The organism is Oribacterium sp. oral taxon 102 (assembly GCF_013394775.1).
In the GTDB taxonomy this organism is placed as follows: domain Bacteria; phylum Bacillota; class Clostridia; order Lachnospirales; family Lachnospiraceae; genus Oribacterium.
In genome coordinates this window covers 406,859-422,231 of record NZ_JABXYT010000001.1, presented here as the reverse complement: position 1 = coordinate 422,231, position 15,373 = coordinate 406,859, and the positions used below count along the sequence as shown (strand labels likewise).

Sequence of the window (15,373 nt, the reverse complement as noted above, 5' to 3'; positions counted from 1 at the left end):
ATGGCAAACCAGAAAACAGAAGGTGCATTACTGAATAAAGTATGGAATATCGCAAATGTCCTTGCGGCAGCAGGCGTGGGTTTTACCGACTATATCACGCAGCTGACATATATTCTATTCCTGAAGATGGATGATGAGAAAGAAGAACTGGGACTGGGAAGTTCTATTCCGGAAGGATACAAGTGGGCTGATCTTATAAAACTCAATGGCACAGATTTGGTGGATAAGTATGAGGAAATCCTGGAAGAACTTTCAAAAGATGAAGGCTTGATCGGAACCATCTTCACCAAGGCGACAAATAAGATCGATCGCCCAGTAATGCTGAAGAAAGTTATAGATATGGTATCAGAGGAAAACTGGTACATGATGGAAGGCGACTTTAAGGGCGCTATCTATGAAGGAATTCTTGAAAAGAATGGACAGGATAAAAAGAGCGGCGCCGGTCAGTATTTCACTCCAAGAGCGCTGATCAATGCGATTGTGGATGTTATTGATCCCATTATGAGCATATGCGTAAACAGAGTAAAGATGTAGAGAAGCAGAAGTTCCTGAAAAATAATGCTCTTTACGGAGCTGATAATACATCTCTGGTTGTAACGCTGGCATCCATGAATCTGTATTTGCATGATATCGGCGTGAACAAGAGCCCAATTGCATATAAGGATTCTCTGATTGAGACGACGGATGATCTATATCAGGTGGTTATGACAAATCCTCCATTTGGAACAAGACCTCAAGGAAGTATCGAAGTGTCAGCAAATAGGCCGGAGTTTATTAAGACTTCAGATAATCAGGTCAACTTTCTTCAGCATATCATGTCTATTGTAAAGACAGGTGGTCGAGTAGGCGTTGTTTTACCCGATAGTGTTCTTACGGATGGAGGTTCTACTGCAAAAGTTCGAGAAAAGCTTATGAATGATTATAACCTTCATACCATTTTGCGTCTCCCAACGGGTATATTCTATGCCAATGGAATCAAGACTAATGTTCTATTCTTTGACAAAGGCGAACATACAGAAGATATATGGGTTTATGATTATCGGACGGGCATTAAGCATACGATGGCAACAAAACCAATGACTAGAGCGCATCTACAAGAATTTGTAGAACTCTACTGCTCTGGACATATGCAAGATAGAAATGAAACATACTCGGAGAAGAATCCAAATGGGAGATGGAGATGTTTTACTAAAAAACAGATTGCGGAAATGTCTGATCTCGACTTTAAGTGGCTTGACTTAGAAGAAAAAGACGATAGACCAATTGATGAGGTTATTGATGAAATTGAATCTATATCTAATGGGTTAGCTAAATCTATTAGCTGTCTTAAAGATATGTATACCAATCATAACATCGTTGAAGATATAGAAAAACAAGAAGGCACGCTATCAATTTTTGAATCAATAGATGGATTAGGAACAAGTATTCTCGCCTTAAAAACCAAAATCATCGAAGCGGCAGTAAGCGGCAGGTTGATTAATCAAATATCAGAAGATAGCGATGCGGATAGTTTATACAAGAGTTTAGTACAAGAGAAGAATGCTTTAATTAAGGCGGGGGTCATAAAAAAAGAAAAGGCTATGCCTGTAATAGATAAAGCAGATACCCCGTTTGAAATACCATCTTCATGGAGATGGGTTTATCTTGGCGATGTTTTTAAGCACAATACTGGCAAGGCATTAAATGCATCAGACAATAAAGGAACTTTGCTTGAATATATTACAACATCAAATCTGTATTGGGATCGTTTTGAGTTGGATAATCTGAAGAAGATGTTTTTTTCGGATGAAGAAATAGAGAAATGTACTATTTCCAAAGGCGACTTATTAGTATGCGAAGGTGGAGATATTGGTAGATCGGCAATTTGGCCATTTGATTATGAAATGAGAATACAGAATCATATTCATAAGCTTCGTGGATACTTACCAGAAATAAATGCAAAATACTACTATTATGTTCTGTGGTTATATAAGCAAATCGGGATGATTGATGGAAGAGGAATAGGACTTCAGGGATTCTCGTCTAAAAGGTTACATGCACTGGTTGTTCCTCTTCCTCCTGCTATAGAACAAAGAAAGATTGCAGACATTATCGATGAGTATATGAGATTCTGTTAGGAGGATTGCAATGAGTGAGCAAAATCAATTTGACTGGGTGGATTTTTACAAAGAACTATCCGGCAAATTATTACAGTATAAGGATAACAGAGAAGAACTTATCGAGAAGGTGCGTAAGATTTACGAGATCACTGGTATCAATCTTCCTACGCTGGAGAAAGATAACCAGATTGTAGATATCGATCCGTTCACGTTCTTTGGATTGTTTAATAAGAAACTGACGGATGCGAATCGTCTTTCTATTCTAAAGGCGATAGCGGAGCTTTTTGATGTGAAGGCTCCGGTGCCGACAGCTTTTGATAGTATTCCTGTGCTGAATCCTCAGAATGTGACCTTCTATTATTTTATTCCGGATCGAGGGGATAATGATATTCAGGATCTTTGGGAGCTGTTTGATACAGCATTGGCGTATGCAAAGGATCCTTTACCCGATACGATTGCTAAAGTATCAAAGTATTTTGACTTGTGTATAAACAAGAAGGGCAATGGAAACAGTAAGATTACTATGGGATTATACTGGATTGCTCCGAATGCTCTTTTGAATCTGGATCAGCGGAATACATGGTATATCTATGAATCCGGAAAAATTCCGGAAGAACTTGTTAAGACGCTTCCGGAAATTGAGGCCAAGATTCCCTCTGATAAATATTTTGATATTGTTGAAAAACTGCGTGCGTATCTCCAAAGTGATGCCAGTCAGCTGAAAGACTTTAAGGAACTGAGCTTTGAGGCATGGAAGTATTCAGAACAGGTCAATCAGGAACAGGCTGCTGCCAAAAAGGTGGAAGCACAAAGAGAAAACAAAGGCGCAGCAATCGCTGATGAGGGCGTTGAAACAGTACATTATTGGATTTATGCACCTGGTGACGGTGCTATGTATTGGGATGAGTTCTATTCTGCAGGGATAATGGGAATTGGCTGGGACGATATCGGTGATCTATCTGCTTACAATACCAAGAGTGAGATGAGGCAGGCAATGCAGGAGAAGATCGATCCGTCCAGATCTTTCAAGAACGATGCTCATGCAACATGGCAGTTTGTAAATGAAATGAAGCCCGGCGATATTATCTTCGCAAAGAAGGGGATGCATCAGGTAATTGGTCGCGGCGTGGTTGGGTCCGATTATGAATTTGATCCTCAGCGTGATCATTATAAAAACATTCGTCAGGTGAAATGGACACATAAAGGTGAGTGGCAGCATCCAGGACAGGCCGTGATGAAGACGCTTACTGATATTACAGCATATACCGACTATGTGGAAAAATTAAATTCTCTGTTTGAGAGTGAGATCGAAGACGACATTGAGGAACCTGTAGAAATTGATCTGAAGCCTTATGATGCAGACATGTTCCTTGAAGAAGTCTATATGGATAAGACTAAATATGATACGTTGGTCGCCTTGGTAGAAAAGAAAAAGAATGTGATACTCCAGGGGGCTCCGGGCGTCGGAAAGACATTTGCTGCAAAACGACTTGCCTATTCCATCATGGGCGTGAAGGATCCATCCCGTGTGATGATGGTGCAATTCCACCAGAGTTATTCCTATGAAGATTTTATCATGGGCTTCCGTCCGACACAGGAAGGTGGATTTGAGCTGAAACACGGCGCATTTTATGATTTCTGTAAGTCTGCTGAAGTAGACAGTGAGGATACTCCGTATTTCTTTATCATAGACGAGATCAACCGTGGGAATCTCAGCAAGATTTTCGGTGAGCTGTTCATGCTGATCGAATCGGATAAGAGAGGTATTGAACTGAAACTCCTATATGCAGATGAGAAGTTTTCTGTTCCCAAGAATGTTTATATCATCGGGATGATGAATACCGCCGACAGAAGCCTTGCAATGATGGACTATGCTCTTCGTAGAAGGTTTGCATTTTTCGATATGGAGCCAGGGTTCAACACCAAAGGCTTTAGACAGTATCAGGAAGCTCTTCAGAGCGAAAAGTTTAATAAGTTGATTGATCGTGTGGAAGCTCTTAATGCAGATATTGCCTCTGATGATTCTCTTGGAGAAGGCTTCTGTATAGGTCACAGCTATTTCTGCGAACTGAAGGAAACATCCGATCAGACTTTATCAGGAATTGTGGAATTTGAACTTGCTCCATTGCTTAAGGAATACTGGTTTGACGAACCGGCAAAGGCTAAGACATGGATCGAGGATTTAAGGAGTGCGATTAAGTGATCCCAATTCAGAATGTGTATTATATGCTCTCATACGCCTTTAGGGTGCTTAATGAGCAGGGATACAAAAGCATAGAGACTGAAGAATTTCATAATGTGGCGGAACTATGCGCGTCCATTCTGACAAAAGGGGTTTCGCTTCAGCTTAAGCGCGGTCTTGGAAAAGAATATATTTCCGAGACAGAGGCGCTTTCTTCGCCACGTGGAAAAATAGATGTGACAGCTTCTATCAAAGATCTAAGCAAGGTCAAGGGACAGCTGGTTTGCACTTATGATGATTTCTCCGTCAATTCATATATGAACAGGATCATCAAGACTACGATGGAGCTGCTGCTGAAATCAAAGATATCTCTGGCAAGGAAGAAGGAGATCAAGAAGCAGCTGGTCTTCTTCGGAGAAGTCGAGACGCTGGATGTTCATACGATTAACTGGTCAATGCGGTTCAATCGTAACAATCAGAGTTACAGAATGCTGGTTTCTGTTTGCCATCTTGTAATCAAGGGATTGTTGCAGACAAAGTCGGACGGATCCACGAAGCTGATGGACTTCCTGGACGATCAGCAAATGCATCACCTGTATGAGAAGTTCATTCTGGAATACTACAATACGGAGTATAAGCACCTGAAGGTTAAGGCTTCAGCTTCCATGATGGACTGGCAGGTTGATGACGGCTTCCATGATCTTCTTCCAAAGATGAAAACAGACATCACACTGACCTGCGGAGATCGGACGCTCATCATTGATGCCAAATACTATGAACGGAACCTGCGGGAACAGTTTGGTAAGGTATCGATACCTACGGGCAACTTGTACCAGATTTTCACCTATGTTAAGACAAAAGAGAATGAGCTTGCTGAAGTGCCGCATGAGAAGGTTGCAGGCATGCTCCTGTACGCTCAGACCGAAGAAGAAGGTAAGTTCAATAATGAGTATCAGATGATGGGAAACCGTATATGTGTCAGAACGCTGGACCTAAGCGGTGATTTCCAATCTATAAAAAAGCAGCTGGATGAGATAGCGGAGAAATATCTGTTGGTGAGAGCGGCATAGCCCATCACAAATGGTAGTCTATCTGTTTGGAAGGGACGTAATTAACTAATGGAAACGAGTGGTAATAGTTTCGAAACCTCAGAAAATGAGTGTACAGGAAGCAGTGAACGGTAGGTGGATTCAAGTTGGATGCCTGGGTATTAGCAAGATATCTGATAGATGCTAAAAAATGTGTGGACAGCATTATTTATATCTCTGATAATGCAGAAAAACTACAATACATTAATTTAAGAGACAGAATTAATCAAGCACGTGATAAGTTTTATATCAATTGTGCAATTGTACTCGATGACTATATTTCAAGTAAGCACATAGCCAAGAGAACACTGTGTGATGAAGACAATATTGTAAATGCTGTATATTATGAACGGGATAAAAACGTTGCTCATAAAGATGGTAATTATGAAGCTGTAGAGTTTAACTCGTTATCAGAGATGATTGATCTAATGAAACAGCAAATCTCGCATATTAAAGCTGTTTGTAAAGATATTTTGCCAGAAGTACTGTCCCTTGATTTTGTCTCACATGATAGGGAGTTATTTAGATTGATTCATCATCTTACTAAGGATGAGGAAGACGAGATTTATAAACGTAAGTATCCTCTTCGTGGGACAATAGAGAATACAAACCATGATCAAGTTATTATCAAAGAGATCTTGAATGATATAGAAGACCTAAAGAAAATCCCTCAGGATAAAATCAAAGACTATGCTGTTGTGATGGAAGATGGTGTTTGTTTCGAGGAGGGAATTCAGACCAGGCAAGATGCATGTATCCGTATTAATACATTATTCGGATTAAATATGTGGTGCAGTGTAAATGCGCATGAGTTTGTTGAATTAAAGGAACTACAGGCTCTGGGGTGCTTTGATGAATATGGGATTATTCAAGCACCGCCAGACGATCCAGAAAAGTTAAAAACAATCCTTGAATATATGAAGAAGAACGATCAAAGTAACTAAGAGCTTTTTGCAGTTATGTTGTGTGACTAAAAGGCTTTAATCTTGGTCGAGGAGTACCCAATATGGACAAAGATCCCAAACTTCGCCCGTTATATCTGGCTCAAATACTATATGAACGCACTGACGAGGACCATTATCTGACCACTGCTGAGTTGATGGAGATTCTCGAAAAGGAATATGACTTCAAGGTCCACCGGCAGACGATCCCTGCCGATATCGCTGCACTGCGCTCTTTTGGCATGGAGATTCAGGAGGTGATGTCCTCCCAGAAGCGCTACAACCTGATCAGCCGCGAGTACGACACCGCAGAGATAAAGCTGCTAATCGATGCTGTGGAATCCTCCAAGTTCATTACCAAAAAGAAAAGCGAGGAGCTTGTGGCCAAGCTTTCAAAGATGGCTGGCCGGAACCAGGCTGAGAACCTGAAGCGGAACATCGCTGCGGAGGATCGTATAAAATACGATAATGAGAGCATTTACCTGATCATTGATGGCATCAACGAGGCTATCAATGCCGGAAAGAAAATCTCCTTCCTTTACTTCAAGTACGATGTCCGGAAGGAGCCCAAGCTGCGCAACGATGGGAAACCGTGGATCTTCAGCCCTCATAAGCTCGTATGGAATGGCGATTTCTATTACATGGTTGGCGTGTTCGACAACGGCAAGAGGGTCGGCACCTTCCGCGTGGACCGGATCATGAGGCGTCCAGATATCCTGGAGGCCGATGCGCTTCCCTTCCCGGCAGACTTTGATTTCGACAAATACCTGCAGACCAGCTTCCGGATGTACGGGACGAAGTTCACGACCGTGGATCTCATCTGCAAAAATGATGTCATGGACGCGATCCTGGACAAGTTCGGCAAGGATGTCACCACCTACTGCTATGACATGGAGAATTTCCGCGCGGAGGTGGATGTCGTGCCCAGCAGCGTATTCTACTCCTGGGTGTTTGGCTTCGGCGGCGATGTCGTGATTAACGGCCCGGCCAAGGTCAAAGAGGAGTATAAGCAGCTGGTGCAGAAAGTAGCGGAATCTTTGCGTGGATGATAGGCAGTATGGATCAAGACAGCTTATTATCGACAATCAACTTTGCCGGAACATATTAGTCAAAACGCGAGGATTATAGAGAGACGAAAGGAAATTGTTATGCCTAAATCCGTAACACAGTATAGTCTTCTTATTTCTTGTCCTGGAGATATAAAAGAGGAAATCACCAGCGTTGAAGAGTGTGTTAAGCAGTTTAATACTCTGTATTCAGACGCATTAGGAATCGAGATTGTCACAAAGCATTGGAGGAAGAATTCATTTGCACAGTCAGGCGGGAAACCACAAGAACTTTTAAATAAGCAATTTGTTAATGATTGCGATACAGCAGTCGCCATCATGTGGACAAGATTTGGAACGCCAACGGATGAATATGGGTCTGGGACAGAGGAAGAAGTCGAAATAATGCTCTCTTCAGAGAAGCAGGTTTTTATGTACTTTTCGGATAAGCCCCTCTCCCCTTCGCAATTAAACTCTGATGAGTATAAAAAAGTACAAGCGTTTAAGGAACGATATAAAGATAGGGGCTTGTATTTTACCTATACATCAAGGGAAGACTTTAAAACTCTTTTCTTTGCACACTTATCCCAATATTTTTTAAGTGAAAAGCGAGTAGCAGAGGTAAAAAAGGAACGTAATGCTGAACTAAAACTTGTTGGGATTAACGCCCTGCGACGGATAGATGACGCTGCACACGTAATGGATTTTCTTCCCGACGTAGAAATAACAAAGGATCAGTATATAGACAAAATCAATAGTTTGATCCAAGACATTTCCGCGATGAAACTTGTAAAACAAAATGAACAAATGAAAGGTATATCGACACTTTCCTTTTCATTAAGTAAGTCTGTAACTATAAGCGAAAATGATCGCAAATTGATTCAGGCCATTGCTGATACGTTGAAGATCGATCTCTCTGAGAACTTTTTTAATCTTGGTAACCTATCGCAAAGTACTATTCCCTCTGGTATTTTCGGAGGAGGTCCCCTGGAAGGGACTTCTCAAGAAAAACTGAAATACAAAAAAATAGAGGAATTAACTGAGACTATATCAAAGTGTCTAAGTTGGGCACCGATTGAAACTGCTTTTTCAGGTAAGAAATGTATAAAACTTGCTCTTCAAAACTATGGGACCGCTATTGACGAGGATGTTGAAATAACTCTTTTGTTCCCACGTAACTGCTTAATAACACTTAAAGACTTCCCAGTATTTGACAATGACGAGATGGGGTACTTGTTAAATGAATGTGATATGGAAGAGATGTTTGGGATTGGGAGCACATCAGAGTATCTTGACTACAGCGCATCTATTATAAACAGGCATTTTACACCACATATGCGTTCGAGCACAACATTTCCGGGTTATACACCGGATTATAGCGATGACTACATAAATGAGCTTGAAGACGTATTTTGTTATTCAGTATTCGAAGAAGGAGATCTGTGCATCGTAAAACTGAAGGTAGAGTATATTAAGCATAATACGACGATTGCATTTCCATCGGTTATTTTTATACAAGATGCCTTTAGCAGTATTGACTATACAATTACATCGAAAAATTCACCCGAGGTAACTCAAGGGAAAATAGCGATTGAATGAGAACGACATTGCCGACTACAAAAAAAGATCATCTTTGGCAAAGGATAAAACATGATCATATTAATTACCGGTGCTTCCCATACAGGGAAAACGCTTTTATCGCAGCGGCTTCTTGAAACCTGTCACTACCCATATCTCTCCATTGACCATCTGAAAATGGGGCTGATTCGGAGTGGAAACACAAAGCTGACCACCGAAGATGATGATGCTCTCACAGAATATCTCTGGCCCATTGTGCGGGAAATGATGAAGACGGCAATTGAGAACCAACAGCATCTGATCGTTGAAGGTTGTTATGTGCCTTTTGACTGGCGGAAGGATTTTGACGAGGACTATCTATCATCGATTCAATTTATCTGCCTTGCCATGACAGATTCCTATATCGACGCTCACTTTGAGGAGATCAAAGATCATGCGTCCGATATAGAATCCCGCCTGGAGGATTCGTACTGCACGATCGACAGCATGAAAGCAGAAAATTGGAAATACATAGAGGGCTTTCAGCAAGCTGGGGAGAATATCGTGTTGATCAATACGGACTATGAAAAGGCAATAAGAGCTGTGTTGGAGAAGAAGGATGATCAATAATCTCGAAATAAAAAAGATGGAATCAGACGATGAGATCAGAGGCAAAGCCTATGTCCATTGGAAGTCTTGGCACGATGCTTACCCCGGTCTTGTGGATCAGGAATATCTCGATGCCCTGACGCTTGAAAAGTGCGAAAAGATAGCCTACAACTGGCCGGATAATCTCATCGTGGCAAAAGATAATGGCCGCGTCATCGGTTTTGTCGGATATGGTGATCGTGGTGATGAAGCCCCTAACACCGGAGAAATCTTTGCCCTGTATGTGCTTGCAGAGTATTACGGAAAAGGTGTGGCACAAAAGTTGATGAAAGCAGGGCTTCAGCAGCTTACGAACTACCCGCAGGTCTGTCTTTGGGTACTGAAAAAGAATAAAAGAGCCATCCGCTTCTATGAGAAGTGCGGCTTCGTCTCAACCGGAGAGGAACTGGTCAGTTCAAATATCGGAGCCACGGAAATCAGGATGATCTTAAAGTGTGAAAGTTAATTTGGAGGCTTTATGCTTGACAATAAAGGTTTCGACTTATGGGCAGATGGATATGATAAAACTGTAGGCGTATCTGATGAAGAAAACACCTACCCCTTTGCCGGATACAAAGATGTGCTGGGAACCATCTATAAAACCATTATGGAGAAAGCGAACGCCGTTGTCCTGGACATCGGCTTTGGCACCGGAACGCTCACAACAAAATTGCACGAAAACGGCTGCACGATCTACGGCCAGGATTTCTCGGCCAGGATGATTGAGCTGGCTTCCGAAAAGATGCCGGGTGCTCATCTATACCAAGGTGATTTCACGCAGGGATTGGTGGAGCCGCTTCAGACGCAGAACTATGATTTCATCGTTGCGACCTACTCTCTTCACTATCTGACCGACGAACAGAAAGTTTCCTTCCTGAGGGTGCTGCGTGATCATCTGAATCCCGGTGGACAGATTCTGATTGGTGATGTTGCTTTTGAAACCAGGAGCCAGTTGGAACAATGCCGGATGGATGTTGGTGACGAATGGGATGACGATGAAATTTACTTCGTCGTGGATGAGCTGAAGAAGGATTTACCACAACTCACTTTTTCGAAAATCTCTTATTGCGCCGGTATTATTGCGTTAGTTATATAAATCTAAGATGGTGAGACTGAATGAAAATCAGAGAGTATATAGATTTCAACATAGATGAGATCAGGCGTCTGTATTCTGAAGTGGGCTGGACTGCGTATACGGAAGATATGCCTGTTTTGGAACAAGGCTACAAAAACTCAATGCTGGTTCTGGCAGCGTATGAAAACAATGAACTGCTTGGAATCATCAGAACTATCGGCGATGGATTTACCATTGTTTTTATTCAGGATATTTTGGTGTTCCCTGAGAAACAGCGCCAAGGTGTTGGTACTGCTCTGCTGAAAGCTGTGCTTGACAGATATCCCAATGTGCGTCAAATAGAGCTGGCAACTGACAATACACCCAAAACAGTGGCTTTCTATAAGTCCTTAGGCTTCTCTGAATTTTCAGAGATAGGCTGCTGTGGTTTTATGAGGATAACTGTATGAGAAAGACAGAGACTGTTGAACTGACAGTATTGTGCCTTATTGAGGATGGCAATAGGATATTGCTTCAAAACAGAGTAAAGAAGGATTGGCAGGGATATGCTTTACCGGGCGGTCATGTAGAGCCCGGAGAATCCTTCGTTGATGCAGTGATCCGGGAAATGAAGGAAGAGACCGGACTTACAGTCATAGAGCCAAGATTAGCAGGAGTAAAACAGTTTCCAATAGAAAACGGGCGATATGTTGTCCTACTGTTTAAGGCAACGCGGTGGTTCGGCGATCTAATCTCTTCTGATGAAGGGCAAATGGAATGGATCGAATACGACAGCATTCCTTCGATCAGAACAGTTGACGATTTTGATGAACTTCTGAGAGTAATTAATTCTCCTGAGCTGACAGAGTTTCAGTATCTAGTCTCAGGGGATGAGTGGAAGGTTTCAATTAGATAAATCGCAATTTGTGATACCGATTTATATTCTTGGCGTTGTTGCGCTTAATGCGATTCTTATACCTGCATTAAATAAAATTGTTCCTTTCAAAAATGGCAATAAAGACTTTCCTCTTTTGGAGAGATATAAGTGAGGGTATTATGACGGAAAAAGAATTCCATTCACTCCTTCTTGAAATGATTAAAAGAGATCATCACCCACAGAAGACGAGAATAATAGATCTGCTGGAGCGATCATCTTTATCGTGCGATAAGACAGAGAAGTTTACTTATAGAAAATGGAATCATTATAAGGAATACATTTACCTGACGTTTGAGCCCAGCGATCTATCAGAGGCACTACAGTTTAAAGATTACATTGCCAAACTGATAGAAAAGATATATCCGGTGAATGACGAATACAGCTATGAGCTTTTTGGCGTTGAGTTTAAGCCGGGACGTGTTTCCGGATCCGAATTCACGAGCCAGGAGATCCACTTTGATGATATTCAGAATCAGATACTCGAGGAGATTCGGAAATCCAAATATACGATATGGATAGCTATGGCGTGGTTTACAAACAAGATCCTTTATGATGCATTGGTGGAGAGAAAGAAGCATGGGGTCAATGTCCAGATAGTTCTTGACGATAATGATAGAAATACCAACGCTCCTTTCAGGTTAGAAAATGAATTTGAAACATACCGCGTCAACATCCAGTCATTATATCCGAACATCATGCACGACAAATTCTGCATAATTGATCTGGCAACTGTCGTTCACGGAACTTTTAACTGGACCAATGCTGCAAACTATAATCGCGAGACGATAAGCATCGACAAGAACTCAACGACAGCGAGAACGTTTGCTGATGAGTTTATCAAACTGAAGACGAGAGTTTATGGGTGATGCTTTCTATCTTTGGAGCATCCGTGACTGAGCGATAAATCGATAGCTGGCGAAGGAGAGTGGTTGTATGAAATGCCCTTATTGTGGTAACGAAATGACAAGTGGTGTAGTTCAGAGTGCCCGTCAGATTTTCTTCACAACCAAAGCACATAAGAACTGGTTTACCCCTGACATAGCAGGTAGTGAAGAAATCATATTGAGTTCTCATAATTGGACAAGACCTACTTGTTCTGCTTATCATTGCCCGGATTGTAAAAAAGTGATCGTTGATTATGAAACTGCACAGCAGTAAATACTCTTTTGCGGAGCTATAAGTAAATGAGACTACTGTTTGAAATGGATAAAAAGGATTATGGTGGATGTACACATTTTTTTGCACGGGATTCTGCCAGAAGTATCATTATCAGAAGCGGTAAGATCGCCATGATCCACAGTCTGAAGTATGACTACTACAAATTCCCAGGCGGGGGAATCGAACCCGGGGAAAGTACCGTTGATGCGCTGATCAGGGAGACAGCCGAGGAAGCAGGCTTAATCGTGATCCCAGATTCTATAAGCGAATATGGGTATGTCCACCGGATCCAGAAGAGCACGGTGAAAGATGACGAGTATTTCATGCAAGACAATTATTATTACTTGTGCGACACGGAAGAGGGTATCAGGCCACAGAAACTGGATGACTACGAATCAGACGAGTCGTTTACTCTGGAATATGTTATGCCTGAAACAGCCATACTCTGCAACCGAACCAAAGACCACGGACCGAAGGATCCGGTAATGTTAGAACGAGAGGCGAGAGTCCTCGAAATGATCCTTTCAGAAGGACTGATAGAGTTATAAATTCCAGATTATCAAGACGAGCAAAATAAAGAGAGTAATGTAGCATAAGAGGCTTTGGTGCATTATATTCCAAGGTCTCTTTTTGCGTTGACGCCTGCAACCGTCAACGCACGTATCTGGAGCAAAAACTGCCTCTGAACCTATTGCAATCTTCGGAATCCTGAGTATAATAGCCTTATCTGGAACAAACCGTTCTCGATAGGCTCGATGAAAGGAATACCGCCATGAGATCCAAAAGCCAGCAGCTGATGAATGAAATCAGCGCGTACGTTGATCAGTACTATAGCGAGAGGCATACTGCCCCTTCGGTGAATGAGATCGCCAAGGGTGTCGGGATTGCCAAGACAACCTCCTATCGCTACCTGGTTGCCATGAATGATCTCGGTATGCTGCGTTACGATGGTGCGTCTCGAACCATCACAACGCGGATGATCAGCAAGTTCTCGGAAAGCACTGTTCCGGCACCGGTCGTAGGGGCTATCCCCTGCGGAACCCCGGAAGAGGAAGAAGAGAACATTCAGGAGTATGTAAGCCTTCCCGTGTCCCTTTTCGGGAAAGGTGAATTCTACATTCTGAAGGCGACAGGCGATTCCATGGTGGATGCGGGCATTGAAGACGGGGATCTGGTCGTTATCAGAAAGCAGCCGGAAGCAATGATAGGTGACATCGTTGTTGCACTGGACGAAACAGGCTCCAATACACTGAAGAAATACGGCGGACTTGATCCGGATTCCCACTCCGTGATCCTGCTGTATCAGAACCAGGAAAGGTATCCCAACAAACAGATCCTGGTGAAGGAACTCACTGTCCAGGGAATTGCACAGCATGTTATCAAGGCGCTTTAAGCTGCGACGTTCAATCTGCCTGATATTCAGGCAATCCGAAGGGAGGGGTTGACCCATGAAGTCATACGACTTACGCTGTCCGATATGTGGCACAGTGAACCGCGGTCTGTATCTGGAAGAGACGGACGGGTGGATGGAATGCGAGAAATGTGGAAATGTCACACAGAGCATGGAACATAGGCAAACCGTTCTGATACCGCTCATTCTGAAAACGCAGAGCCGCAGCGACAATAAGAATTTAGACCGTCTTGCGGTAGGCATCTGACATCAGAGAAAGAGAGGATCAGAAGTGGATGAATGCAAGGATACCTGGTATCCATTCTCCTGGTACTGCCCAAATTGCGGTACCCAGCTGATTGGATTCAAAAATGCAGAAGGCATGATCAAGGTTGAATGCAAGCGCTGTCTTGCAGTATCGGTTCGTAAGGTGATGGGGCGTCGCCACAACCGGATCGATGTTTACGCCCCGAAAGGACAGGAAACAGTAAAAATCTGAACTGCGTTTCTGAACATACAATTAAGCGGCATCCGACGGAAAGGCTGAGATGAAACAGACTGCATAAGTCCTTCTCCAGGTCAATACCGAGATATATAAACCGGAAGGTTAAGCCAGACACTACTTGAGAGGCCTCCGGCACGGAAGGGATAACCATATCTTTTGATTGGGACTCCTTCCTGCCGGGGGCCTCATTTTCTTTTCTCCAAGTTCCCCGGCAAATACACACAAACAAAATATCGAAAGCCTGACATGCATTAAGGGCTGAGGATACATATGCCAGCGGTTTTGAAAGATCATTTTCAAAAATTGGCATCGGTACCCTTTCTTTAGTGCACCCTTTTCAGGCAGCTAAGGGCGGTCCGGATCCTGGCAATGTATCTTCTGCTCTCCGCAGCAGGCGGAAAGGACAAAGATATGTACTATAACCCGGTGGAATTCGGCAGGCGGCTCCAGGAATGCAGAAAACAGAAGGAGATGACTCAGGAAGAACTGGCAGAGATGGTCGGTGTTGAAAAACAGCACATCAGCAGGATTGAGCGTGGCGTTACTGCCTGCTCCATTGATCTGCTTCCGTTGCTGTCTGTAGCGCTTCAGGTCAGCACCGATTATCTGCTGATGGGGAAAAGCATCGACAAAGAGTTTACTAGAACACAGCTCCTTTCGATAATCACTCAACTGACGATGATAACTCAGGGCCTCTAAAGTGAAAAATGGCCCTACGAGGGCTACTCAATAGCCCTGCCAGGCCCACGGCAAACAGCTTTTTCTCCT

Annotated in this window: 18 protein-coding genes; all 18 read left to right on the top strand. The window is 42.8% G+C overall.

The annotated features are described in order from the left end of the window. The 18 genes from HW273_RS11650 to HW273_RS01795 all read left to right on the top strand — a co-directional run bounded on the left by HW273_RS11650 (position 1) and on the right by HW273_RS01795 (position 15,304). Positions 1-534: a type I restriction-modification system subunit M N-terminal domain-containing protein gene (locus HW273_RS11650; RefSeq protein WP_207718921.1), complete on the top strand. Its 534-nt coding sequence runs from the start codon at positions 1-3 to the stop codon at positions 532-534. Further along, positions 510-2,117, top strand: a complete 1,608-nt coding sequence (locus tag HW273_RS11645; protein ID WP_207718920.1) for an N-6 DNA methylase — start codon at positions 510-512, stop codon at positions 2,115-2,117. The genes HW273_RS11650 and HW273_RS11645 overlap by 25 nt, the downstream gene beginning before the upstream one ends. A gap of 10 nt (positions 2,118-2,127) precedes the next feature. After that, positions 2,128-4,302 carry an AAA family ATPase gene (locus HW273_RS01870; protein ID WP_179010188.1) on the top strand — a complete coding sequence of 725 codons (2,175 nt, stop codon included), beginning with the start codon at positions 2,128-2,130 and terminating at the stop codon, positions 4,300-4,302. Continuing rightward, a complete protein-coding gene (gene mcrC, locus HW273_RS01865) occupies positions 4,299-5,351 on the top strand; it encodes a 5-methylcytosine-specific restriction endonuclease system specificity protein McrC (protein ID WP_179010187.1) in 1,053 nt (350 codons plus the stop codon). The genes HW273_RS01870 and mcrC overlap by 4 nt, the downstream gene beginning before the upstream one ends. Before the next feature lie 125 nt (positions 5,352-5,476). Next, positions 5,477-6,313: a hypothetical protein gene (locus HW273_RS01860; protein ID WP_179010186.1), complete on the top strand. Its 837-nt coding sequence runs from the start codon at positions 5,477-5,479 to the stop codon at positions 6,311-6,313. 62 nt (positions 6,314-6,375) lie between these two features. Next, complete coding sequence (locus tag HW273_RS01855; RefSeq protein WP_179010185.1) at positions 6,376-7,359, top strand: helix-turn-helix transcriptional regulator; 984 nt, start codon at positions 6,376-6,378, stop codon at positions 7,357-7,359. A gap of 99 nt (positions 7,360-7,458) precedes the next feature. Next, entirely contained in the window at positions 7,459-8,955 is a 1,497-nt protein-coding gene (locus HW273_RS01850; RefSeq protein WP_179010184.1) for a hypothetical protein, read from the top strand. A 51-nt stretch (positions 8,956-9,006) separates the two neighbouring features. Then, positions 9,007-9,543, top strand: coding sequence for an adenylate kinase (locus HW273_RS01845; RefSeq protein WP_179010183.1), 537 nt, complete (start codon positions 9,007-9,009; stop codon positions 9,541-9,543). Next, a complete protein-coding gene (locus HW273_RS01840) occupies positions 9,533-10,027 on the top strand; it encodes a GNAT family N-acetyltransferase (protein ID WP_179010182.1) in 495 nt (164 codons plus the stop codon). The genes HW273_RS01845 and HW273_RS01840 overlap by 11 nt, the downstream gene beginning before the upstream one ends. 12 nt (positions 10,028-10,039) lie before the next feature. Then, a complete protein-coding gene (locus tag HW273_RS01835; RefSeq protein ID WP_179010180.1) occupies positions 10,040-10,657 on the top strand; it encodes a class I SAM-dependent methyltransferase in 618 nt (205 codons plus the stop codon). Positions 10,658-10,677: 20 nt separating this feature from the next. After that, positions 10,678-11,085 carry a GNAT family N-acetyltransferase gene (locus HW273_RS01830; protein ID WP_179010178.1) on the top strand — a complete coding sequence of 136 codons (408 nt, stop codon included), beginning with the start codon at positions 10,678-10,680 and terminating at the stop codon, positions 11,083-11,085. Then, positions 11,082-11,531: an 8-oxo-dGTP diphosphatase gene (locus tag HW273_RS01825; RefSeq protein ID WP_179010175.1), complete on the top strand. Its 450-nt coding sequence runs from the start codon at positions 11,082-11,084 to the stop codon at positions 11,529-11,531. The genes HW273_RS01830 and HW273_RS01825 overlap by 4 nt, the downstream gene beginning before the upstream one ends. A gap of 140 nt (positions 11,532-11,671) precedes the next feature. Continuing rightward, positions 11,672-12,418: a phospholipase D-like domain-containing protein gene (locus HW273_RS01820; RefSeq protein WP_179010173.1), complete on the top strand. Its 747-nt coding sequence runs from the start codon at positions 11,672-11,674 to the stop codon at positions 12,416-12,418. Between the two features lie 67 nt (positions 12,419-12,485). Continuing rightward, complete coding sequence (locus HW273_RS01815; protein ID WP_179010171.1) at positions 12,486-12,710, top strand: PF20097 family protein; 225 nt, start codon at positions 12,486-12,488, stop codon at positions 12,708-12,710. Positions 12,711-12,736: 26 nt separating this feature from the next. Further along, positions 12,737-13,258, top strand: a complete 522-nt coding sequence (locus HW273_RS01810) for an NUDIX hydrolase (RefSeq protein WP_179010169.1) — start codon at positions 12,737-12,739, stop codon at positions 13,256-13,258. A 224-nt stretch (positions 13,259-13,482) separates the two neighbouring features. Further along, positions 13,483-14,103 carry a LexA family protein gene (locus tag HW273_RS01805; protein WP_179010167.1) on the top strand — a complete coding sequence of 207 codons (621 nt, stop codon included), beginning with the start codon at positions 13,483-13,485 and terminating at the stop codon, positions 14,101-14,103. 289 nt (positions 14,104-14,392) lie between these two features. Continuing rightward, positions 14,393-14,599 (top strand): hypothetical protein, encoded by a 207-nt coding sequence (locus HW273_RS01800; protein WP_179010165.1) that lies wholly within the window; start codon positions 14,393-14,395, stop codon positions 14,597-14,599. 417 nt (positions 14,600-15,016) lie between these two features. Further along, complete coding sequence (locus tag HW273_RS01795) at positions 15,017-15,304, top strand: helix-turn-helix domain-containing protein (protein ID WP_179010163.1); 288 nt, start codon at positions 15,017-15,019, stop codon at positions 15,302-15,304. The last annotated feature ends 69 nt before the right edge of the window (positions 15,305-15,373 follow it).